20 protein-coding genes are annotated in these 22,343 nt (G+C 46.9%); 8 read left to right on the forward strand and 12 right to left on the reverse strand.

The features are described from left to right. The first annotated feature begins 410 nt into the window (after positions 1 to 410). From JIE71_RS07735 to JIE71_RS07750, 4 genes are all read left to right on the forward strand, one after another. Positions 411 to 1,811 (forward strand): 3-oxoacyl-ACP reductase, encoded by a 1,401-nt coding sequence (locus JIE71_RS07735; RefSeq protein WP_199508157.1) that lies wholly within the window; start codon positions 411 to 413, stop codon positions 1,809 to 1,811. A 569-nt stretch (positions 1,812 to 2,380) separates the two neighbouring features. Continuing rightward, on the forward strand, positions 2,381 to 3,325 hold the full coding sequence (locus JIE71_RS07740) for a MaoC family dehydratase (RefSeq protein ID WP_199508158.1): 945 nt from the start codon (positions 2,381 to 2,383) through the stop codon (positions 3,323 to 3,325). 77 nt (positions 3,326 to 3,402) lie between these two features. Continuing rightward, positions 3,403 to 3,888: a beta-lactamase hydrolase domain-containing protein gene (locus tag JIE71_RS07745; protein WP_199508159.1), complete on the forward strand. Its 486-nt coding sequence runs from the start codon at positions 3,403 to 3,405 to the stop codon at positions 3,886 to 3,888. A 96-nt stretch (positions 3,889 to 3,984) separates the two neighbouring features. After that, positions 3,985 to 5,346, forward strand: coding sequence for a serine hydrolase domain-containing protein (locus JIE71_RS07750; protein ID WP_228284588.1), 1,362 nt, complete (start codon positions 3,985 to 3,987; stop codon positions 5,344 to 5,346). A 45-nt stretch (positions 5,347 to 5,391) separates the two neighbouring features. Here the strand turns inward: JIE71_RS07750 and JIE71_RS07755 are convergent, their stop codons facing one another. The 4 genes from JIE71_RS07755 to JIE71_RS07770 all read right to left on the reverse strand — a co-directional run bounded on the left by JIE71_RS07755 (position 5,392) and on the right by JIE71_RS07770 (position 10,641). Then, positions 5,392 to 6,648: a cation:proton antiporter gene (locus JIE71_RS07755; RefSeq protein ID WP_199508161.1), complete on the reverse strand. Its 1,257-nt coding sequence runs from the start codon at positions 6,646 to 6,648 to the stop codon at positions 5,392 to 5,394. 226 nt (positions 6,649 to 6,874) lie between these two features. Further along, entirely contained in the window at positions 6,875 to 8,761 is a 1,887-nt protein-coding gene (gene ilvD / locus JIE71_RS07760; RefSeq protein ID WP_199508162.1) for a dihydroxy-acid dehydratase, read from the reverse strand. Positions 8,762 to 9,179: 418 nt separating this feature from the next. Further along, a complete protein-coding gene (locus tag JIE71_RS07765; RefSeq protein WP_199508163.1) occupies positions 9,180 to 9,842 on the reverse strand; it encodes a hypothetical protein in 663 nt (220 codons plus the stop codon). 175 nt (positions 9,843 to 10,017) lie between these two features. After that, positions 10,018 to 10,641: a DUF924 family protein gene (locus JIE71_RS07770; RefSeq protein WP_199508164.1), complete on the reverse strand. Its 624-nt coding sequence runs from the start codon at positions 10,639 to 10,641 to the stop codon at positions 10,018 to 10,020. Positions 10,642 to 10,843: 202 nt separating this feature from the next. On the opposite strand from JIE71_RS07770, the gene JIE71_RS07775 reads away from it, so the two are divergent. After that, positions 10,844 to 12,031: a carboxynorspermidine decarboxylase gene (locus JIE71_RS07775; RefSeq protein ID WP_199508165.1), complete on the forward strand. Its 1,188-nt coding sequence runs from the start codon at positions 10,844 to 10,846 to the stop codon at positions 12,029 to 12,031. A gap of 268 nt (positions 12,032 to 12,299) precedes the next feature. Beyond that, a complete protein-coding gene (locus JIE71_RS07780) occupies positions 12,300 to 13,562 on the forward strand; it encodes a saccharopine dehydrogenase family protein (RefSeq protein WP_199508166.1) in 1,263 nt (420 codons plus the stop codon). Between the two features lie 117 nt (positions 13,563 to 13,679). Here the strand turns inward: JIE71_RS07780 and JIE71_RS07785 are convergent, their stop codons facing one another. The 4 genes from JIE71_RS07785 to JIE71_RS07800 are packed head-to-tail and all read right to left on the reverse strand — an operon-like array spanning position 13,680 to position 17,560. Then, entirely contained in the window at positions 13,680 to 14,534 is an 855-nt protein-coding gene (locus JIE71_RS07785) for a ChbG/HpnK family deacetylase (protein WP_199508167.1), read from the reverse strand. Beyond that, complete coding sequence (locus JIE71_RS07790) at positions 14,531 to 14,944, reverse strand: GtrA family protein (RefSeq protein WP_199508168.1); 414 nt, start codon at positions 14,942 to 14,944, stop codon at positions 14,531 to 14,533. Before JIE71_RS07790 ends, JIE71_RS07785 begins: the two co-directional genes overlap by 4 nt. Before the next feature lie 20 nt (positions 14,945 to 14,964). Further along, complete coding sequence (locus JIE71_RS07795) at positions 14,965 to 15,978, reverse strand: glycosyltransferase family 2 protein (RefSeq protein ID WP_199508169.1); 1,014 nt, start codon at positions 15,976 to 15,978, stop codon at positions 14,965 to 14,967. A gap of 52 nt (positions 15,979 to 16,030) precedes the next feature. Then, on the reverse strand, positions 16,031 to 17,560 hold the full coding sequence (locus JIE71_RS07800; RefSeq protein WP_199508170.1) for a glycosyltransferase family 39 protein: 1,530 nt from the start codon (positions 17,558 to 17,560) through the stop codon (positions 16,031 to 16,033). 157 nt (positions 17,561 to 17,717) lie between these two features. Here JIE71_RS07800 and JIE71_RS07805 point away from each other — a divergent pair, with 157 nt between their 5' ends. Together JIE71_RS07805 and JIE71_RS07810 are read left to right on the forward strand one after the other, a co-directional pair. Continuing rightward, on the forward strand, positions 17,718 to 18,581 hold the full coding sequence (locus JIE71_RS07805) for a glycosyltransferase (RefSeq protein WP_199508171.1): 864 nt from the start codon (positions 17,718 to 17,720) through the stop codon (positions 18,579 to 18,581). Next, on the forward strand, positions 18,559 to 19,749 hold the full coding sequence (locus JIE71_RS07810) for a glycosyltransferase (RefSeq protein WP_228284589.1): 1,191 nt from the start codon (positions 18,559 to 18,561) through the stop codon (positions 19,747 to 19,749). The genes JIE71_RS07805 and JIE71_RS07810 overlap by 23 nt, the downstream gene beginning before the upstream one ends. On the opposite strand, the gene JIE71_RS07815 is transcribed toward JIE71_RS07810, so the two are convergent. The 4 genes from JIE71_RS07815 to JIE71_RS12505 form a co-directional block, all read right to left on the reverse strand. Then, positions 19,746 to 20,441: a putative nucleotide-diphospho-sugar transferase gene (locus tag JIE71_RS07815; protein ID WP_199508172.1), complete on the reverse strand. Its 696-nt coding sequence runs from the start codon at positions 20,439 to 20,441 to the stop codon at positions 19,746 to 19,748. The two genes, JIE71_RS07810 and JIE71_RS07815, sit on opposite strands and share 4 nt — an antisense overlap. 46 nt (positions 20,442 to 20,487) lie before the next feature. Further along, complete coding sequence (locus JIE71_RS07820) at positions 20,488 to 21,252, reverse strand: hypothetical protein (protein WP_199508173.1); 765 nt, start codon at positions 21,250 to 21,252, stop codon at positions 20,488 to 20,490. Positions 21,253 to 21,318: 66 nt separating this feature from the next. After that, on the reverse strand, positions 21,319 to 22,170 hold the full coding sequence (locus JIE71_RS07825; RefSeq protein ID WP_199508174.1) for a hypothetical protein: 852 nt from the start codon (positions 22,168 to 22,170) through the stop codon (positions 21,319 to 21,321). Between the two features lie 8 nt (positions 22,171 to 22,178). After that, positions 22,179 to 22,301 (reverse strand): hypothetical protein, encoded by a 123-nt coding sequence (locus JIE71_RS12505; RefSeq protein WP_266095954.1) that lies wholly within the window; start codon positions 22,299 to 22,301, stop codon positions 22,179 to 22,181. Positions 22,302 to 22,343 lie beyond the last annotated feature (42 nt).

The following is a 22,343-nucleotide window of genomic DNA, read 5'->3' on the forward strand; positions in this document are numbered from 1 at the left end:
GTTTTATTATTGGCAATATAGAGTACATAAGCCTTAAGCGACAACTGTTTTTTTGACATGATGCGTCACTGTAGCAAAAGCATCTTCTGCTTAAACCCTTATACAGTTGCTATTTTGTTTCTTTAATTAGGTTTATATTATCAATGGCGGTTCAATTTTGGACTTCGTTTGAGTGGCTGTGTAATAATGGATTTTAGATAGCTTATATTTATAAATAACTTATAAGATGCTGTGTGATGGATGTTCACACAAGCATCTATTTTTAATGCCATTTTTTAATAATACATTTTATTAGGGTGTGTCATCATTTAGCTGTTTTATGACCATTAAATGACTGAATAGGCTAATTGATAACACGTCCTAGTACTTACATTTTTATATTTACGATTAAAGACAACAGGAGTGTTTTTATGTCAGACCGTTATGGTGATTTTGTGCAATCTTCAATCGGAAAAAAGGTTGCCAAAAACTTAGGTTTACCAATGCCCGTTCAATTAGACCGTTTTGAAAGCGGCGAGCGTATGGTGCGTGGTAGTACTTTGGTAGGCTCTGCAAAGGGTGATGACAAACGCGTTAGCCAATCGATTGCACGTATTTTATCTGAGCTACACACCGAAGTATTCGTCAATAGCCGCGACGGTATCAAAGATGCATTGGCTGCCGCAGATATCGCTGCCAAATCTAATACAGGTGGTGATAAATATTTCAAAGCGGTAGTATTTGATGCCAGTAATATCAAAAACGCGGACGATTTAAAAGAAGTCTATGAGTTTTTTCACTTCGTAGTGCGCTGTATTGAGCGCTCAGGCCGCGTTATTATTGTTGGTCGTCCGCCAGAAGAGCTAGAAGATATCGATGCTGCGATTGCACAGCGTGCGCTAGAAGGTTTTGTTAAATCATTAGGCAAAGAGCTTAAACGTGGTATCAGTACTCAGCTGTTATATGTGTCAGAAGGGGCTGAAGACAATCTAGACTCGACGTTGCGTTTCTTCACCTCGGCGCGTTCTGCCTATGTGTCAGGTCAAGTGGTACGTGTGGGTGCTGGTAAGTCGGTGGATGTTGATTGGGCGCAGTCGCTTGGTGGCAAGACCATGCTGGTGACAGGTGCTAGCCGCGGTATCGGTGAAGCCATCGCCCGTGTATTGGCGCGCGAAGGGGCGCATGTCATTTGTCTGGATATGCCACAGCAGCAAGGCGCACTACAACAAGTGGCCAGTGAAATCAGTGGCTCGCTATTGACCATTGATATTACTGCTGATGATGCAGGCGCACAGATTGCCGAGGAAGTCGAAAAACGTGGCGGTTTGGATGCCATCATTCATAATGCAGGCATTACCCGTGATAAGACGCTTGCAAAAATGGACGAGCAAAAGTGGGATTCGGTCATTAATGTGAATCTTAGCAGCATCGCTAAATTAAACCGCTACTTACTTGACAACAATGTCTTAAATGACGACGCGCGTATTGTCTGTGTGTCATCAATCTCAGGGATTGCTGGCAACATGGGGCAGACCAACTATGCCACTTCTAAAGCAGGGGTCATCGGCTTGGTTGATGCGACTGCCAAGAAGTTAGAAAAAGATGGCAAAGGCATGACCATCAACGCCGTCGCACCAGGCTTTATTGAAACGCAAATGACAGATGCCATTCCTTTTGCTATTCGTGAGGCAGGTCGCCGTATGAACTCTATGAGTCAAGCGGGTCAGCCAGTAGATGTTGCCGAAGCCATTGCATGGCTAGCATCGCCTGCTTCAGGCGGGTTAAATGGCAATACGGTACGCGTCTGTGGCCAAAGTGTATTGGGTGCATAAAAGTAGTATACGCTAAATTTTTATAAGACCGTTGTTGAATGAACAAGATGACCATAAGTGTCTGCGCTTATGGTTATTTGTTATTGTAATGTTTGTTTATTCATTATTGATATATATTATGCCCTTAAAATGTACGTTTTTCTAATAAATGGTACTTTTCACATTTTATTACGAAAAAAGCGCTTTAATTACTGACAAAGCTGCCCATGGGTGGCTTTTTTATGATAAAAACACTAAAGTTCATTGCCAAAAATTGCTTATCTTGTGTTCATTATTAGCATCTGCTTTGTTAATACGCCAAATAAGAGCGTAAACACCTCAAAAGATATCTGCTCTATCCGTGATACATACGACTGCGTATTCATGCGATTTTTGAACGACTTTTAGGATAAGTGGCTTGTTATGCACAAGCTGCTGCCATGTGGTATGCCAGTGCCGCCGCCACGACAATGATTTAACAAATACAATGATGCGCTGTTATCCAGCATGATGCCAGATAAGGGTGCATTGATACGATTGCCACATGATGGCACTTTGCTTACTTGCCCAGCCTTATTTAGGAATGATTTATGTCAGACAAACACTATGACGCCCTGCCAAAAGTGCACACCACATATGCCAATATCGTCAAAAGCTTGTTGCCTATTGGTGATAACCCAAAGGTCGGCAAAGATGAGCTACCAAGTGCGACCTATTATGTGGACAACCTGCACATGGATCAGAGCAATCTCGACGACTACCGTAAGATTTGTGGCTTTACCAATGATGGTAAAGTGCCAATTACCTATTTTGCTGTGCTGTCACAGGCACTACAAATGAACATGATGGTCAAAGAACCATTTCCGTTTACTATGCTCGGCTTGGTACATATTGACAATAGCGTGACCCAGTACCGCAGTATCGGAGAGCGTGAGACGGTCGATATGGCAGTCAAATTTGCCAATCTGCGTGACCATACGCAAGGGCAGCAATTTGATTTTATTACGACGGTCAGCTCGCATGATGAAGTCATTTGGGAAGGCAAATCCACGTATCTGGCTCGCGGCAAAAATCCTGAGCGTAGCGCAGGCGATAAGAGCAAACCTCGTACAAAACATGGCAAGCTTGAAGTCATGGATAAAGGTGTGCACCAAGTCTTTGAAGTGCCAGAGGATATTGGTCGTCGTTATGCCTTTGTGTCAGGAGATTTTAACTTGATTCATTTGCATCCTTTATCTGCCCGCGCTTTTGGCTTTCCAAAAGCCATCGCTCATGGCATGTGGTCTAAAGCCAAGTGCTTAGCGCTGATTGGCGAATTGCCTGAAGCTTGCCGCGTCGATGTGTCTTTTAAATTGCCCATCTTTTTACCTTCAGAAGTCGAAATGATTGCTGAGCCTATCGCGCCCGCAGACGATAAACACAACGCCTCTGAGCAATTTTGTGCCAACTTTGGACTGTACAGTGCCAAGAACGACCGCCCACATCTGATCGGTCATATCACGCATGAAGCACAAAATACAGACGCCGCCGAATAAGTGACATATCAAAGCGATGTAGGGCATATCATTGATAGGGGTGTGCCTTAGATAGATTCTTGACGATAGGAAGCGTTATGCAAGACAACGACACTACGAACAACAATAATGACAATGGCGTGGTACTCTCCGAGGTGCTCACGCCTTATTATCGTCCTACTGAGCAAACCATCGTTTGCGGCGCGCTTGATGAAGATAAAGTGCAGGCGCTGGCTGACGCGGGTGTTGAGTTGGTCATTAATCTACAGCCAGAGGAGGAGCTGAGTTTTGATGAAGCAAGCGCAGTCACTCAAGCTGGCATGGCGTATGCCAGTTTGCCTATTAGCGGCGAGCATGATTTAAAACAACTGGTGATACTAGAGTTTGATAAAATTTTGCGCCAGTATCATGGCAAAAAAATGGTCATACATTGCAAATCTGGTAACCGCGTGGGGGCAGCGATTGCACTACGCGCAGGCTGGCTACGTGGTCGTAAAATGGATACGGCGCTTGAGCGTGGGCAGCAGCACGGTCTAACAAGGTTACAAGATGTGGTACATCAGCGCTTGCTTGTACCGCGTTGACATTATTTTTGTTTAGCACAGGAAGCGCGTCGTCGTACTGCTAATCTTTGCAGCTATAGGACGGCATGACAAAGGATGGGCCATAGTGAGGAACATATGCCGCAAGAGATAGCATCTATTGATCAAGGATTACAAGCGCATTTACAGCAGATACTAAACCAACTGCAACTCGATGATGCACCAGCAGGCGGCGCGCTTGTGGTATATCAAGCAGGCCAATGTATCGCTGAGGCCAGTGTTGGCATGGCGCGTCAAGACAAAGCATGGCAGCCAGACACCTTGTCGTTAAATTTTTCGACAGGTAAGGCAGTGGTTGCCACGCTTATTCATGTATTGGCATCAAATGATTTGCTCGACTACGACACACCGATTGCGACTTATTGGCCTGCGTTTGGTGCACATGACAAAGACGCCATCACCTTGCGTATGGTACTCTCTCATCAAGCCGATTTATTCGCCATCACCACACTTGAAACTGACAATGATGTACTGCTCGATTGGGACGTGATGTTGGCAAAGGTCGCTGACATGACCCCAAGCGCACCGCACAAGGCAGAAGAGTACGACAGTGCGTACAGTGCGCTGGTGTCTGGCTGGCTACTGGGCGGCGTCATTGAAGCCGTAACCAAGATGCGCTTTGCTGAGGCACTGCGCCATTATTTGACCGAGCCGCTGGGTATTGCTGACAGTTGCTATTTTGGCGTACCAAATGAGCGTTTAGATGACGTGGCGCAATTGGTACAAGATTTTAATACGTCTGATACGCCTGTGAATGACGCTGAGCACCCTATTAAACGTCGCCGAAAGCCTGTTCTAAAGACTGAGTCTGAAACAACCTTACAAACCTATGCAAATCTGCCCAGTTACCGCTGCTGGCAGTATTTGGCAGAGCAAGACGACACGTTACTTAATGCAGGGCAAATCAATAAGCTGTATTTCGACCATGCTCGTCTTAATTTAAAGAATTATAAAGCGGCGCTGATTCCTGCAGGGCAAGAGCCGATTGAATACCGCAAAGCCAAGACTTTACAGGCCATCATCCCTGCGGCTAATGGCGTGGCGTCTGCGCGCGCGCTCGCGACGATGTATGCGATGATTGCCTGCGGTGGGGTATGGCAAGGAAAAACACTGATTGACAGTGCGATTGTCGAGCAGTTTTCACATTCTTTGGTGACAGGTTATGACGCCATCATGCCGGCAAAAATGGCATGGCGCTATGGCTATCATGATATTTTTCATTGCTGCTCCTTTGAGTCTGATGACAGCTCACAGTCAGTGCGCTTTGGGCACATGGGCTATAATGGTTCGGTAGCGTGGTGCGAGCCTGCACGTCAGCTGGCCTTTGCGTTTGTGCACAACTTTGATGCCACGATGCTCAACGACATACGTCAGTTTGCATTGACCGAAGCGTTGTTGTTAGCACTAGATAAGATGCCATCTGCCGAGATGATTCAATAAATCGCTCGCTGTTTATTGTCTAAAACAGTATAGAAAAACGCCTCATTATCTATGAGGCGTTTTTGGTTTTGGCGTCATTTTTAACAATCTAGGCGCGCTTAACCCGTGCATAAAAATCGAAGCTAAAATGACGATGGAGCAGACCACCCACAATTTGATAGCATCATCTTCGGCAAAGTAGCCTTGATTGAGCGCGTATGACAGGTAATACAGCGTACCGATACCGCGAATACCAAGCACCGAGATGGCATATTTCTCATTACGGTGCATATCGAGCCCCGTAAGCGCAATCAGCCCGCCAATCGGACGTATCAATAATAAGAAAATAAAGCTCACAACATAAACCCGCCACGTTAGCTCGACACCTGACTCGAGTCCTTGACCAATAAAAATACCAAAGGTCACTAACACCAGCGACATGAGTAAGCCCTCAGATTGCTCGGCAAAGTCGTGCAGCTGCTTGTGGTACTCATGCTCACACTCAGAACGGCGAAAGGCAAACGCGGCGACAAACACAGCAATAAAGCCATAGCTATCAATATATTCCGCCAATCCATAGGCCATTAAGGTTAAGGCAATGATGACATAGCCTTGGGACAGCGTCGTATCGCGGGTATATTTGGAAAAGACAATTTTTGCCAGTAGCTTGCCGACCAGTACCCCTGCTACAACACCTGCAGCGATTTTCCACAGCACGTCATGGGTAAACCATGACCAAAGCATCTCGCTGTCAAAGCGCTTGTCTTCGCTGTGCGCCTCTGCCATTTTGATGGCTAAATAAACAAAGGGAAAAGCTAAACCATCGTTTAAACCTGCCTCCGAGGTTAAGCTAAAGCGCGTAGTGTCCTCTGTACCTGTATTGGGTGGACCGACTTGAATACTAGAAGCCAGTACAGGGTCTGTGGGCGCGAGTACCGCACCAAGCAAAATTGCCGCGCTCATCGTCAAACCAAAAGCGTAATAACCCAAAAATGCCATGGCAAAAATACCAATGGGCATGGTAATTAATAACAAGCGCGTGGTGGTGCGCCAATTGTGCCATTTTAGTGGCGTATCAATCTTGATTCCTGCACCAACCAGCGATACCAGCACCACAATTTCGGTCAGCTTTTCAATAATAATGCCATTATCGATGGGGTCTAAAAACGTCAAACTTGTCCACCAGTAGCCCATGATGATGCCAAAAGTCACCTGTAGCATAGGCAAGGAGACAGGCCAGCGCCTAAAAAATATAGGAAACAAGGCCCCGAATAAAAAGGCAATGCCACAAATTAATAAGAAGACGTTATAGTTTTCAATCATAGTAAATCATCGTCGTCAGTAGCGCGCTATGAGAATCATAAAGGCTGGCTAAGAAAAAGAAGCCATAGAAAAGGGTCTACAACAAAGTACTATCATGACAACAAAATGACTGTGAATATGCAAAAAATCGTTATCACCGCCGCTTACGCGTTGTGTTTTGGTGAAAAAAAAGCCAGCGCGAGGCTGACTTTTATTTATTTGCAAGGCGTTTGAGTTCTTAGCGCGATTAACGCTCGACTTGACTGACATCACGTACAGCACCTGTATCGGCGCTGGTCGTCATTGCGGCATACGCACGTAAGGCAGGCGAGACCACACGGTTACGTGACACAGGCTTCCATGCATCGCTACCACGGCTCTCCATGTCTTCGCGGCGCGCAGCAAGCTCAGCATCACTGATGTCGATATTGATGGTACGGTTCGGGATATCGATGTGGATGGTGTCGCCTTCTTCTACCAAGCCAATCGCGCCGCCTTCAGCCGCTTCTGGGCTGGCATGACCGATAGATAGACCAGAAGTGCCGCCTGAGAAACGACCGTCCGTCAATAGCGCACAGGCTTTGCCCAAACCTTTTGATTTAAGATAAGTGGTTGGGTAGAGCATCTCTTGCATACCTGGGCCACCTTTTGGCCCTTCATAACGGATGATTACCACATCACCTGCGACGATTTGGTCATCTAGGATAGAGGCAACGGCAGCGTCTTGTGATTCAAAGATACGCGCGCGACCTGTAAAGGTCAAAATGCTCTCATCCACGCCAGCGGTCTTCACCACGCAGCCACGCTCAGCGATATTGCCATAAAGCACTGCTAGGCCGCCATCGGTAGAGTAGGCATTATCAGCGCTACGGATACAGCCTGACTCACGGTTGACGTCAAGGTTCGGCCATTCTTTGTCTTGCGAAAAGGCTTCAGTGGTACGTACGCCACCCGGTGCGGCGATGTATAGGGCGCGCGCATCGGTGTTGTCAGGGTTTATGATGTCCCATTTTTCGAGCGCTGCTTGCATGGTGTCACTGTGGATGGTATTTACTGAAGTGTTAAGCAAATTGGCGCGGTTTAATTCAGCGAGCAGCGCCATCACGCCGCCTGCGCGGTGCACGTCTTCCATATGATATTTTTGCGTGGCAGGTGCAACTTTTGATAGACAAGGGACGCGGCGGCTGAGACGGTCGATGTCTGCCATTTTAAAATCAACTTCGGCTTCGTTAGCCGCAGCAAGCAAATGCAAGATGGTGTTGGTCGAGCCGCCCATCGCAATATCAAGGCTCATGGCGTTTTCAAAGGCCGCTTTGGTGGCGATATTGCGTGGCAAGACTGAGTCATCATCGCCTTCGTAGCGGCGTTTTGCCAAAGATACGATGGTGCGACCTGCTTCTAAGAACAGTTCGCGGCGCAGCGCATGGGTAGCCAGTAGCGAGCCATTACCGGGTAGTGACAGACCCAACGCTTCGGTCAAGCAGTTCATTGAGTTTGCCGTAAACATGCCAGAGCATGAGCCGCAGGTTGGGCATGCCGAGACTTCAATCGCTGCCACATCTTCATCACTGATGCTGTCGTCCGCCGCATCCATCATCGCATCGACCAAGTCCAGCTTACGGATGGTGCTGCCTGCGCTGTCTTCGTTGTTGTGGCTTTTACCCACGGTGCTGGCGATGACTTTGCCTGCTTCCATCGGACCGCCTGAGACGAATACCGTTGGTATGTTTAGGCGCATTGCAGCCATCAGCATACCTGGGGTAATTTTGTCACAGTTTGAGATACAAACGAGTGCATCGGCGCAGTGTGCATTGACCATGTATTCGACCGAATCGGCAATCAAATCACGGCTCGGTAAAGAGTACAGCATACCGCTGTGACCCATCGCAATACCGTCATCGACCGCAATGGTATTGAACTCTTTTGCCACACCGCCAGCGGCTTCAATTTCGCGTGCGACCAGTTGGCCTAAGTCTTTTAGATGCACGTGACCTGGTACAAACTGGGTAAATGAGTTGGCGATGGCGATGATTGGCTTTTCAAAGTCGCCGTCTTTCATGCCAGTCGCGCGCCATAGCGCTCGTGCACCTGCCATATTACGACCCGCGGTAGAGGTTTTTGAGCGATAGTCCATACAAGCTTCCTTAAATAGGCGGTAGTGTGAAATTGTCATTGCGAAACCCTAAATGATGCCATGCAACGAGCAAAATCACTATCAATGAATGATGAAAGTTAATTATGATAACAACAAATATTGTGCATACGTGCGGATACTAGGGCGTGTTGAACATTCGCAAATAGGCACTGCTGATCGCTAAAATTGTTCCAGACAAGGCACAAAGCGACGATAATGCAGATGCCTTAGCGAGATTTGTAACGCAGTATGGGGCAATTTTAGCATCAGCCCCAACGATAAAAGTAGGGGACAGGACTCTTTTTTGCCGCTTCATCGTTAAAAATAAGCGCTTAGAATGACTAAGCTTATTATTTTTAACCTCGAATCACCTAAAAAATAGTCGCTGTCAGTGCCATGGTCGAATGTTCAACACGCCCTATTGAATACGCGCCAAAATTGCCGCCTCAAACCACGGCAACTGCGCTTTGTCTGCTTCGAGTGCCGCAATCAAACTGATAGCGTGCGCGGCGGGTAGCTGCTGATAAGCCGTCGTCGGTGCAATGGTAATCGGTGCGGCAAGCTCGCTATCATCAATGCTGATAAGCGCCGCTTCTTTTTTATACAAGACATCGACACGCCCCAAAAACTGCCATTCTTTAAATGCCAGCACCACCGCTTCTTCGGCGTCTTTGGTATAAATAGGCTGCGTCTCTTTAATGGTATTGCTAAAATTTAAGCGGCAAGCAAGTTGTAGTGATTCGCTAAATACCACCAAAGTGCCACTGATTTTGACATGCCACGGCGCGACAATCAGTGCCGTATCAATACCAAGCAATGCGGCGGCCTCAGCGGGCAGCATAGGCGTATCAAACTTTGCCAATAGTGCTGGCGTTAGCGGCAGCGTTTCTTTGAGCGCGTCACTCAAGCTATCATAGTGATACAAAAACGGCAATGGCTGCTCACGGGTCACGATATGCTGCTGAATTTTGCAATTATGAATCTGCCAAGGAATGTTGGTATCGGTCAACACCTCAGAGAGTATTAAGCTGTTGCTATTAATCGAGGCGGGTGCGGCGTTTGGTTGAGGGGATAGCGACAAATCAGCCTCCATAGCAGTGGTGTGCGGTGATGCAATAAAAAACAGATGGGTTTAAAGTGTGACTATAAACCACCAAAGGGGCATCAATATAGCATTGAATGCCCCAAAGCGGCTAATCATTTCAAATAGAGCTTAACGTGTAAACGACAATGACTGTCGGCTCATGAGTGTCATTTTAAAAGGACGAATCGGGCTGTTTTAAGAAAGCTGCTTCCGCCTCGGTAGACTGGCGTCCGAGCGCTTCATTGCGATGCGGATAACGCCCAAATTCATCAATAATCGCCTTATGCTGCTTGGCAAAATCGAGCACCACCTCATCATTTAAAGATGTAAAGTAATGAAAATAATGAGCATGAATATAAGCCGACTCAGAATGCATAATTGGCATGATTAAAAACTGCTGCCACTCGGTTGGCAGCATCTCATAACCTGCTTGGGGTAGTGCCTCTTGTGTCAATACCAGCGCCATAGGGTCATGAGCAAAAGCCTTACCATCATTGCGGCACAAATTGCGCGAAAACTGGTCAATGACAATAATCTCTGCCAAGCGTCCTGCTAGATTTGCCAGCGCGTTGTGCTCGCAGTGTCTGCGCCAATGGGCACATTCACCTTGGCAAGCGGCGCGCCACAATGCGCTAAAATTGTCTGCAATTTTTTGGTCAAAGTCATCATTTTTGGCAAACCAGTAGTCATGATGTGCGGGATCAAACCAAAACTTGAGTACAGCGCGGGCGTCAGGGTGCGCTTCTTGCACTTCAATATTGTCCAAAAAAAGCGCATATTCAGGTAAAGGGGTCATCTTGGTTGTCCTTAGTTTTATATTCTTAATATTGTGTTTTTATTTAGCCTTTTTTATTTAATGATGCCTAGAATAAGGGCGCACCCTATTCTAATTACCATAGGTTTGTACTACTATAGCCAAAATCTTGAAACCTGTCATAACGCTGTGCTGCGACTTGGCTACCGCTTTGTGATAATGATGTAACCTGATGGAAGAGATTATGACGACTGACCACACCAAGACGCCACTATCCGTGCCTACGCCGTATTATTTGCTCGATGAAAGTGCCATCGTAGCCAATTTGCAAATCATTCATCGTCTGTGTGAGCAGTCAGGCGCCAAGGCATTGCTCGCGCTAAAATGCTTTGCCACATGGGGCGTGTTTGACGCGATGGCCCCTTATATGCACGGCACGACGTCATCTTCATTAAACGAAGTGCGCTTGGGTCGCGAGATGTTTGGCAAACACGAGGGCAAAGAAACGCACGCCTACAGCGTTGCTTACAGTCAAGATGAGATTGCTGAGGTGTTGAGCTATTCAGATAAAATTATCTTTAACTCCATCTCGCAATTAAATGCTTTTAAAGCCGAAGCAAAGGCGCAAAACATTCCTGTCGGTTTGCGTTTAAACCCTAAGACCAGTAATTCGTCTTTTATCATCGCCGACCCAGCGCGCCCGTTTAGCCGTTTAGGCGAACATGACAAAGTGCGTATCGAAGCGGTACTGCATGACATTACGGGCGTAATGATTCACAACAACTGCGAAAACGACGACTTTGATGCCTTTAGTGCCAGTCTTACCGATATCGAAGACCGCTTTGGTGATATTTTAGCGCAGCTTGAGTGGGTGAGCTTGGGTGGTGGCATTCACTTTATCGCTCCTGATTATCCTGTCGATAAACTTGCCGAGCGCCTAAAAACCTTTAGCGAAACCTATGGCGTACAAGTGTATCTTGAGCCAGGCGAGGCAAGCATTCATGGGGCGGGCACGTTGGTCACGACCGTCCTTGACACTATGCATAATGACAAGCCATTAGCTGTCGTGGACGCCTCTATTGAAGCACACATGCTCGATTTGTTGATTTACCGCGAAGCTGCCCCCATTGACGCTATCAATGACGAGGGTTTGCGCGTGCCACCTGTAACAGCGGACGCTGCAAATAGCGAATCGACCATCATTTATGGGCGCTCGTGCTTGGCGGGAGATATTTTTGGCGAGTATGCACTGCCAGCTGCCCTAAATATTGGCGATACCATTGCCTTTGGAAATGCCGCAGGGTATACCATGGTTAAGAAAAACTGGTTCAATGGGGTCAACATGCCCGCTATCGTCATCCGCCGTTTGGATGGCAGTATAGACGTGCAACGCCAGTTCAATTATGACGATTATAAAGCCAGCTTGTCTTAATGAGTAAACGCTTGTTTACACTGGGTTTTGACGCTGTTTTAGAAGGACAAAAAAAGCAGTCGCGATACGTTTAAGATGTGCGAATTGTTGTCGAAATACCGCAAAAACTTGTTATAATCGCCACGGGCAGCGATGGGGTCATTACTGCCTGACGGGTGCGTGGGTTTTCCTTGGTCTTCCTTTTTAATTCACGCATATCATTCACTCGCTACTGTTTTGAACCGCCGTTCGCTAAGGCACTAACAGCAGCACAAAGGAGGATTTCTCATTGAATAAAGCTCAAAGCAAAAAAGACGTCTTGATTATCGGTGCAGGCGGTGTGGCACAAGTAGTCGCCCATAAGTGTGCGATGAACAATGACGTGCTGGGCAACCTACATATTGCCTCGCGTACCAAAGATAAGTGCGACGCCATTGCCAAAAGTGTGGCAGAAAAAGGCAGCTTTAAAGTGCCTGCCAGCTTACAAACGCATCAGCTGGATGCACTCGATACCCAAGCCGTTATTGATTTGATTGAGTCTACGGGCGTGAACATCGTCATTAATGTCGGCTCAGCTTTCGTGAACATGAGCGTACTTGAAGCCTGTATCGAAACGGGCGCGGCATATATTGATACGGCCATTCACGAAGACCCACGCAAAATCTGTGAGACGCCGCCTTGGTATGGCAACTACGAGTGGAAACGTAAAGCGCGCTGCGCTGCTCATAACGTTACGGCAATTTTGGGTGCAGGCTTTGACCCAGGTGTGGTCAATGCGTATGCTAAGATTGGCTATGACATGATGGACAAAGGCTCTGTGACCGACATCGATATCATTGACATCAATGCGGGCAGCCACGGCAAATATTTTGCCACCAACTTTGACCCTGAGATTAACTTTCGCGAGTTCACAGGCACGGTCTACTCTTGGCAAGACAGCCAGTGGCAGTCGAATAAGATGTTCGAAGTCAAGCGTACCGATGACTTGCCTGTCGTTGGTGTACAAAACAGCTATCTGAGCGGGCACGATGAGATTCATTCACTATCAGCGAACCTTGATGTGCCAAACATCCGCTTTTGGATGGGCTTTGGTGAGCATTACATGAATGTCTTTACCGTCTTGCAAAATTTGGGTCTGCTGTCAGAGCAGCCCGTTAAGACGGCAGAAGGTCAAGAAGTTGTACCACTAAAAGTGGTTAAAGCTGTTCTACCAGACCCAAGCTCGCTTGCGCCAAACTACACAGGTAAAACTTGTATTGGTGATAAAGTAAAAGGCAAGCAAAACGGCGAAGACGCGGAAGTATTCGTTTATAACGTATCTGACCATAAAGAGGCGTACAATGAAGTCGGCAGCCAAGGTATCTCATATACTGCTGGTGTGCCGCCTGTCGCTGCGGCGATGCTGGTTGCGACTGGCGAATGGGACGCAGGCAAGATGGTCAACGTCGAAGAGCTTGACCCACGTCCGTTCATTAACCTATTAAACAAAATCGGTCTACCAACCCGTATTAAAGATGCCAATGGCGACCGTGAATTGTCATTTGATATTTAAGTGCTTTAGTCTTGGTAGGTTGATTTAAATATCTATTCATTGACTTAGTTTTTCAAAAAAAAGCCCATCTGTATAGCAGATGGGCTTTTTGTATTGGAGTATTTTTCTGCTACTTTATTATGTAGGCACATCCGACCAACGTACCAACTTGACATGATATTTAGCTAACATCTCGCCAAATGCAGCATTGGTTAGCCATTGATACTCGACCTCACGCGCTGCTTTAATCTCATCCTGCCAGTTGTCTTGCGCGACGGCAGGGTGACACATAATCAGCGTCATGGGCGTATTATTATCATTTGAGCCACCTTTAGTCATCACAGGCGCACGCGCAAGCCACGTGTCCCACAATGTCGCCAGCTGCGTGATATCCGCATCAAAACCATAGACCCCGCCAAAGCGGTCGTTGGTCTTAATTCCTTGAGCTTGACACGCCGCGTGCCACGCCTGCCCACCGAGTAAATAGATAATCCAAGACTTGAAGTCGGGTAGCAGCGGTGTACTGGTACGTGCCGCAATGTCAATACGTGCGCCGTCTTGATAGCGCTTTTGCAGAGCGCCAAGCAGACTGTGCCGCACGATAGGTAGCTGATGAATATGCTGATGTCCATCAATAAAGATAGGCGCGTGCCCAAAGCGCGTCTCAAAGGCATCGAGCTGCGCATGAATCAGCGTGTCTAGCTCAGTGCGTTTAAACTTGCGTAAATAGCTGTTTAATAGCACAGTTTTTAGCGGTGCGCGCAAGTGAGAATCAATAATACCCGTCATGTCCAAATGCAGACCGATATCAATATTCTGGCGCTGCAATTCGGCAATATCGGCTTGCTTGATTGAGCCGCCCACCATATAGCTGGTGGCGCTAATGCGCTGCTGGCTGGCAAGTTCAATCACCGCCGCATTGACCGCCGAAGACAATCCAAGGTCATCGACATTGATCATCACAGCGCGCATGGTGTCGTTATGTATCGTCATGATTTAAATGCCCACAGTTTGCCCAGTGTAAAGCTCATTAGCGTCACCAAAGCGGTGACAATAAACCACACCAAAAGATAATAGCGCTCGCCCAGTACATGTAATCCCAGCACGAATAAACCTTGATTAAGGGCAAAGCCTGCGACCGAACTGGCAAACCATTTTAGCAAAGACGCGAGCAAGGTGTTCTTTGATGACGTTTGTGCATGTTGTAGGCGAAAGGTCACATAAAAATGACCCAAAAAACTGACCACGAATGCCACCAAAAACGCCCAGACGTTCGCCCATGCAGGGGTAATGGCAAAGTGACTGACGAGCAGCCACAGCATAATAAAGTGGGTCAGTGCCGCTGCGCCGCCAACGATAACGAAAAATAGTGCTTGTGACGAGGCAGAATGGGAGGATGTCATACAGTGCAGTGCCTTAACGCTTATACAAGTTCGCGCTCAGGCGACGGGACGGTTGTGCTCGTGGTAGGATAATCATCGCTATCAACCGTCTTATCCACCAAATACATGGGGCGCTGCTTAACCTCTTCATACAAGCGCCCGACATACTCGCCAATCACGCCAAGACACACCAGCTGAATCCCTGTCGAAAACATAATACCTGCCGCAACCGTCGCCCAGCCCGCTACATTATTACCAAACAGTAGCGTCTCAAAAACGATGTATAAGCCGTATAAAAAGGACAGTGCCGAGACCACAAAGCCAATGCGCGAAATCAGACGCAGCGGCTTTTGTGAAAACGACGTGATACCAACGAGTGCCAGCTCAAACAAGCTGCCGTAATTAAACTTACTCTCGCCTGTGCCACGTGATGGCGCAGTAAATGACAGATAGACGGTATTAAAGCCGACCCATGCATACAGCCCTTTCATAAAGCGTTGACGCTCGGGCAGGGCGCACAAGGCATCGACCACCTTGCGGTTCATTACCCGAAAGTCGCCTGCATTGGGGCGTATTTCATAACGCTGACTGTCTTGGATAAATAAATAAAAGCTGCGTTTTAAGGTTTTTGCCAGTTGGCTTTCACTCGGGCGATTGGCTTGGATTGCCGCCACCATATCCACATCGGTTTGCTGCACCATGGTGAGCATTTGCGCTAAGACGTCTATGGGATGCTGTCCATCTGCGTCTAACATCGCCACCAGCTCGCCACGTGCGTGCATGAGTCCCGCACTGAGCGCGGGCTCTTTACCAAAATTACGCGACAAATGAATCAAGCGAATGTGTGTGTTGCTGGCACGTGTGGGCATCAATGCCGTGACCACCTCGCCCAGCGCATCGCGGCTACCATCATCGACAATGATAATCTCGCACTCACGCTGCGCCTCTCTAAACGTACCTACAAAGCTCAGCACTTCAGGCAAAAACGCCTGTAGCGCGTCGGCATCATTATATGCAGGCATGATTATGGACAAATACGGACGATGTTGGGACATGAATACACCCATCAGCTTAATTTATGACAACAAAAACAAATAATGCTGCCCATCATAGCGTATCTTGCGCCGTCTGGCAGTTTTTTGGTACGTAAAGCGTCCAATCAATGATAAGCGGTGCAATCTCACCATCGCGCCACGCAATTTGCCATTGACCCTGATGCTTAATTAATTCGCCCTCGCTAACTACTTTATCGAGTAGCGGCAGCTCGATGTCGGCATCAGACTCTTTGACGACCAGCGTGCCGTGCGTCCGCAAGCGCTCAGCCGTCATCCATGGCGAGTGGCTGGCAGGCCCTGTAATCATCTGTGAAGGAAAGCCAGTGTTCATCGCAATCAATGCACCTAGCCAGCGGTCACCCGACACGCTGTCAAGCGGACAGCTGCTATAACTTTGCCACGTCTGGGCGGCGTGGTCCGCGATGGCTTGCTCAGGCCACTGCATACGCGATGGCTTATGGCGCAGATAATCGCCTGCACCCACATAGACCATGCTTAGCGCCGTTGCGATACCTAGCCAAATGACGAGTCCGCGCTGCATACGTCTATTAGCAATAGCAAAAAATTCAGGTTTAATAAAAGAGGCAACCAGTAGCCCTGACAGTGCCCACATCGGCATGCCCCACATATCGCGCAGACCAATACCAAAAACAAGGCTTAATACTACCAGTAGCGCCATTGGTGCGACCCAAATATACCACAGCAGCTTAATGTTTGGCTTGACGCTGGTTAGCTGCCCACGATAAGCATTGGGTGTGAACAATGACTTACGATTGATAAGAAAAAGCGCCAATAGTGGAATGTGCGCCACCAACTGCGCTACGAAGAAACCAAGCCAGCTGGTATGGCGACTTAAAAAATCTGCACCTTCCTTAACATCATGCGAGCGCCCACTGGCATAACTAAAGGGCAGCCAGTCATGGGTCGCCAGCCAATACACATGCGGCGCAAACAAGGCCACCATCAGCGCCAGTGCCGCCCAAGGGCCGACACGTTTTAGCTGATGCCATTGACTTGGTAATAATAAATACAGCGCCATCGGTATCAACAAAAACGCCACGCTGTACTTGGTCAGCATGCCCAAACCGCCGAGCACGCCAAGCCACAGCCAATCACTTAATCGCTCACGAGTAATGGCTTGATAAAAGACCAGTGACAAGCCTGCCCAAATCGGAAATTGCGCGACATTGTGATTAAACTCAAGGCTCGGATACACATAATAGACCACCGCGAGCGTCAGAACGCTGCCGAGTATTGCGGTTGCCTGATCAAATACCGTTTTGCCTAAGCGATATACTAAGTGCAGGGTAAGCAGTACACACAGCTGGCTAAGCAGATAAGGGCCGATATGCCCAAAGAGCTGATAAAAACTGTATAATACCCATGAAGATAAGGGCGGATGCTTATAGTAGCCCCATTGCCATTCGCTGCCCCAGTTGATACCCTCGCTAACATCGAGCGCCACACTGCTGGCTAGAAAGGCGGGTAGAATGGACCAGACGATAATATATAGGGCCAAAAAAGCAGCGACCTTCAAGTAAGGCTTGCGTGGGGTATGGCTAGGGGTTGGTTGGGCAGTCATAAAAGCACTCATCACATGGTAGCTGCGCAAAAAAATTATACTGCATAACTCTACGCACCATAATCAATAGTGCTGCCCATTATAGAGATTATTAACTGTTTGGCATAGTCAGTACAATAAACAGGCATAATCGTGTAGTGAATTTAGGAAATCTATCATGAATAACGACGTGGTAAAGATATTTGTGGGTTGTGATCCCAATAACTGCGACCTTGAACAAATGATGGTGCTTGAATATAGCATTAAGAAACACAGTAGCCTGCCAGTTGACATCACATGGATGCAGCTCTCGCGCGATGAAAGCAGTATATGGTACGCCAATCCTGAACAACAGGTTGGCTGGAATACTAGAAAGTGGGCCACGCCTTTTTCAGGTTTTCGTTGGGCGATACCTGCATACTGTGGTTATCAAGGACGTGCAATCTATATGGATGCCGATGTGATTGTTTTATCCGACATAGCTGAGCTTTGGCAGCATCCTATGCATGATGGGGCTATTGTGGCGGCTAAAACCAACGCTGATATGACACGATTATGTACGTGCGTTTGGGATTGTGAGGCTGCTGAAAAGTGGCTATTGCCTTTATCTGAACTCACCACTGATCCTGATGCGCATCAAAAGATGATGGATACCATCAAATCGCACCCTGAACTGGTGCAGCCTTACCAAGACAGTTATAACTGTGTGGATGGCGAAGACCTTGCCATTGAAGACATTAAAATCTTGCATTATTCTGATATGGGTACGCAATTTAGCCATCGTTATGCACTACCACGGGTAGAAAAAGAAGGCTTTACGCATTGGTTTGATGGCACTATTATGCCGCACCCACGTCCTGAATTAGACGCACTGTTTGATCGTTATTATGAAGCAGCTTTAGCGGCTGGTTATACACTTGATAATTATCGCATCCCTGCCTTTGGTGCGTTTCCTAAAAAGACACATAAACGCTATAAGGGAAATAAGGTGACTCGTTCAGGTAAGCCACAATCATTATTTGCCCGATTGTTTAATCGCTAATATACGTTATAGATTATTTTACATTTGGATTGATATTCATCATAGGGAAGCCATGCCAGCTGTTACAGTAAACTCATCAAAGTCTATTGTTCTCGTTATTAACTCACTACAAGGTGCAGGCGCAGAGCGTTTCGTTTTAACTATTGGTAGCGCTTTTGCGGCGTTAGGCTTTGACGTGCATGTATTGCGCTTTGATGCTAAAGTGGAGTTTGCTTTGCCCGATAACCTGACATATCACTTGATTGACTATCAAGGGTATCGCTGGCTACCAAAAGGACAGATTCGCTATCGAGTATTTGCCAATACTATTGACCGATATATCACAAAACATATTGGCGCACCTGTACTCATACTTTCTAACTTAGAGCGTGCAGACCATGTTTTATGTTATAGCCGCCTATCCAATATCATTCATGTAATACACAGCACGTTATCTCTATACTATGACCTTGTAAATTGCGCTCACCGTGACAAACAGATAGCCAAATTAAAGCAGGTGTACAGCAAACATCCTTGTGTATGTGTTAGTGATGGCGTTAAAGACGACTTTGTGACGCTGTTCGGAAAAACCCTATCAGTCACCACGATTCATAATCCGATTGACCAAGTACATATTCGTCACCTTGCGGAGGCTTTTGTGCCTGATTACAAAGACTATCTTATTCATGTGGGTAGTTTTAAACGGGCAAAGCGTCACGATATTTTAATAAACGCCTATGCAAAAACCAGCCAGAACATACCTTTATTATTAGCAGGTCAAGGTAAGCTAGAAAAAGATATCAAATCATTAATAGTGCAGCTAGGGTTGCAAGACAAAGTTATCATGCTTGGGTTTTGCGAGAATGCTTTTCCTTATGTTAAACATGCCAGATGCAAAATACTTACCTCAGACAGAGAAGGGTGTCCATTGGTACTCTCAGAAGCACTAGCACTTGATGTCCCCGTGATTAGTACAGACTGTCAATCTGGCCCAAGAGAAATTCTTGATGCGCATCAACTGATGCCTGTCAATAATATCGAGGCGATTGCTGCTAAGATGGAGCAAGCAATGCGATCCCCCGAAAAGTTTTCAGGGGTGTTCAATAATGAAGTGCTGCCTGAGAATATCGCAAAAGCTTATTTACGTTTTGCCACTGTACCGCTGCCAGTATCTCAAGCAGGTGTTTAGGAGAGCCCCAGTACTAGTGCCACAATGACAATGAGTACAACCATGCCGCCAACCATTCGATTACGTTTACGAATATTTTGACGTCTGAGTTTGGTTTGTCCACGACTGGCTTGGTACTGTTCAATATAAATCTCGCCCGCATAGTCTTTATCAAAGATTTTGATATAGCCTGGACTGAGTGGCGCAACCTCAATCTTACCTGCCATTTTTTCCATGGCCATATCTAGGCTATCTTGATCAACTTGAGTACGCTTGCCATTCACTTGCTCAGCAATCCATTGTTGAACCAACGCGATGGTGGCAGGCGTATTGCGGAAAAACAACGTACTCGCCAAGTAGTCGTGCGACATACCCGCCATGCCTTTGGTTTTGTAAAACTCTACGTCGGCTGTGACCGTATTAAAATGGTCTAATGGTTTTTTTACCATCGCATCTGCATCTAAATACAGCACGTCTTTATCAGGAAATCTCTCTAAACAGTCCAAAATAAAATGGGGCTTGATACGAGTGTTTGCTTCCCAGTAGCCTGCGTCCTCAACTTGTTTAAAGACATAGTTAAGACCAAAGTCATCTAATGACTGCTTTAATGATAAGGCATGGTCAAGATAGCTTTCGGTGTAAAAACAGCAAACAAAAAAAGTGTCCGTAGCTGTCATGCTTTGGTAGCTGGGTGTCTGAGGAATCAAGGTCATACGGGAGCTCAGTAATAATAAGAGAATAAAAAGGTGAAACTATAAACTAGGGCGTGGTCGGCCACCATGCAGACTTGTCATCTGTATGCAGATGTTGCATGGTGGCAAAGGCACTGTCTGTATATTGCAGCCTATCAAATATGGTAAGCAGTATTTGACCTGCAAATGGATCTTGCTGCTGCAGTTTTTGATAGCGCTGGCGCATATTTTTTAAGGTATCATCTGTACCGATACGAAATAACGTCAGCCCGTCGTATAAAGACAAATGCTTTTGATACAATGCTTCGGTGCGTTGTAGACCTAGGGGACTGTTTGGTGCTATAGAGTATAAATAGCGCTGGGTTTCGTACACTTTGAGTGTATTAATCAAAGTAGGCACATTCATCAATAATGCGGCGCGTATAGGATTAGGACTGTAATCAACAAACGTATCACAAGCCGAAACCAGCCAGCGTAACGACAGCGTGCTCAATAAATAATCTATTTGACTTTGCCATAAAGACTCAAACGCAGCAAAGGTATGCTCAGGCTGATATTGACGACGCAGTAAGACAACTAATACTGCATGATAAAAACATAATTCAGAGCTGCCAACAAACTGATGACGCAAGTTTTCTAAGTGAGCAGATAAGGCTTTGGTACGCGGCTTATCAGTCAAGGCTTCTGCCTGACACATCTCTTGGGTAATAGTAATGGCCTGCATTTGCTCGAAAGTTTTGTCTTCAAATTCTTGCAGTATCACATCTGCATGACGTGTTTTTTCGCTCGTAAACAAGTGTGCAAAACGCTGTGATAAAGAAAGCTGAGACATAGGTTTAACATATTCCTGTTTGATACTAAGGATAAAGCACAGTGCTGGCATTTAAGTCACGGGCTATCATGACAGTGTTTGATTATTATATGAACCAAATAGATGTTTTGAAATAGGAGAATGATTCACAACACATACGCCATTATCGGCATAGCGCGCACATAAAAGCTGAAACGACGGCACAATACGCTCCATTACTGCCTTATCTAACTTGCACGGGGCGCGATTGTCCTCATTCTCATAAAAACGTGGCTGAGTGCTATTCAACAAATCAATGCCATACAGATGAATGCTCGATGCGCCAAGCGTATATGCTAGCTGGGCAGTAGCATATGCGACGGTACCCGCCTCCACAAAACCTTGCGTCACATCGAGTGATACACCAATGGCTTGCGGAGCATGCCGAGCGTCGATAATAAAGGCGCGGTGTTGCTGATAATCTGCCAGTTTGGGCTTTTTTTGTAGCCATTTTAGATAACGCGGCAGCGCAGACGAACTCGGTGGTCTGTCTACAGCAAAAATCAAACGCATGGCATGATGATACTGCTCGATAATCTCTGGCATCTGCTTAGCCATGGCTTGATACACTGCTTGTGTGGCATAGAGTGGCTGTCCGCGATAATGTGTGCAAATCATCTCAGGCTGGTGGGTGATAAAGCGCGCATCGGTAATCACGTAGCCTGCCACTTGGGCAAAATCATACTGCTCAAGTAAGCCAATACTCCCATTGACAAAAAATGTCGGGCGCGGCAGCAATGGGGCAAAATCCACATCTTGCATAGATGGACCAGATGCCACAATATTCACCGCACCAAGCGCTGACGCAGCTGTCTCAGTCTGCGTCAATGGTGCAATAATGACAGGGGTGCCCGCGATGGTGACAGTGATGCTGTGCTCAGAAGAATTGGCTGTGCGCATAATGACCTCTAACGATAACGATGGACATCAGCGCCAGTACGCTTTAAGCCACGGGCTAGGCTTAACATGACGATACCACTTGCCGCCACTTTGATGACAACGTCTATGCCTTTCTCATCAGGTTGCTTCATGATTGATCCTGTTTTTTTAATAGCGGTCTGTAGCAGTTATCC

This window comes from Psychrobacter sp. bablab_jr014 (genome assembly GCF_016464015.1).
GTDB lineage: Bacteria > Pseudomonadota > Gammaproteobacteria > Pseudomonadales > Moraxellaceae > Psychrobacter.

What these genes read in the sequence shown, in the direction of transcription:
- JIE71_RS07735 (WP_199508157.1), top strand. Translation starts at nt 411, where the DNA reads ATGTCAGACCGTTATGGTGATTTTGTGCAATCTTCAATCGGAAAAAAG.
- JIE71_RS07740 (WP_199508158.1), top strand. Translation starts at nt 2,381, where the DNA reads ATGTCAGACAAACACTATGACGCCCTGCCAAAAGTGCACACCACATAT.
- JIE71_RS07745 (WP_199508159.1), top strand. Translation starts at nt 3,403, where the DNA reads ATGCAAGACAACGACACTACGAACAACAATAATGACAATGGCGTGGTA.
- JIE71_RS07750 (WP_228284588.1), top strand. Translation starts at nt 3,985, where the DNA reads ATGCCGCAAGAGATAGCATCTATTGATCAAGGATTACAAGCGCATTTA.
- JIE71_RS07755 (WP_199508161.1), bottom strand. Translation starts at nt 6,648, where the DNA reads ATGATTGAAAACTATAACGTCTTCTTATTAATTTGTGGCATTGCCTTT.
- ilvD (WP_199508162.1), bottom strand. Translation starts at nt 8,761, where the DNA reads ATGGACTATCGCTCAAAAACCTCTACCGCGGGTCGTAATATGGCAGGT.
- JIE71_RS07770 (WP_199508164.1), bottom strand. Translation starts at nt 10,641, where the DNA reads ATGACCCCTTTACCTGAATATGCGCTTTTTTTGGACAATATTGAAGTG.
- JIE71_RS07775 (WP_199508165.1), top strand. Translation starts at nt 10,844, where the DNA reads ATGACGACTGACCACACCAAGACGCCACTATCCGTGCCTACGCCGTAT.
- JIE71_RS07785 (WP_199508167.1), bottom strand. Translation starts at nt 14,534, where the DNA reads ATGACGATACATAACGACACCATGCGCGCTGTGATGATCAATGTCGAT.
- JIE71_RS07790 (WP_199508168.1), bottom strand. Translation starts at nt 14,944, where the DNA reads ATGACATCCTCCCATTCTGCCTCGTCACAAGCACTATTTTTCGTTATC.
- JIE71_RS07795 (WP_199508169.1), bottom strand. Translation starts at nt 15,978, where the DNA reads ATGTCCCAACATCGTCCGTATTTGTCCATAATCATGCCTGCATATAAT.
- JIE71_RS07800 (WP_199508170.1), bottom strand. Translation starts at nt 17,560, where the DNA reads ATGACTGCCCAACCAACCCCTAGCCATACCCCACGCAAGCCTTACTTG.
- JIE71_RS07805 (WP_199508171.1), top strand. Translation starts at nt 17,718, where the DNA reads ATGAATAACGACGTGGTAAAGATATTTGTGGGTTGTGATCCCAATAAC.
- JIE71_RS07815 (WP_199508172.1), bottom strand. Translation starts at nt 20,441, where the DNA reads ATGACCTTGATTCCTCAGACACCCAGCTACCAAAGCATGACAGCTACG.
- JIE71_RS07820 (WP_199508173.1), bottom strand. Translation starts at nt 21,252, where the DNA reads ATGTCTCAGCTTTCTTTATCACAGCGTTTTGCACACTTGTTTACGAGC.
- JIE71_RS07825 (WP_199508174.1), bottom strand. Translation starts at nt 22,170, where the DNA reads ATGCGCACAGCCAATTCTTCTGAGCACAGCATCACTGTCACCATCGCG.
- JIE71_RS12505 (WP_266095954.1), bottom strand. Translation starts at nt 22,301, where the DNA reads ATGAAGCAACCTGATGAGAAAGGCATAGACGTTGTCATCAAAGTGGCG.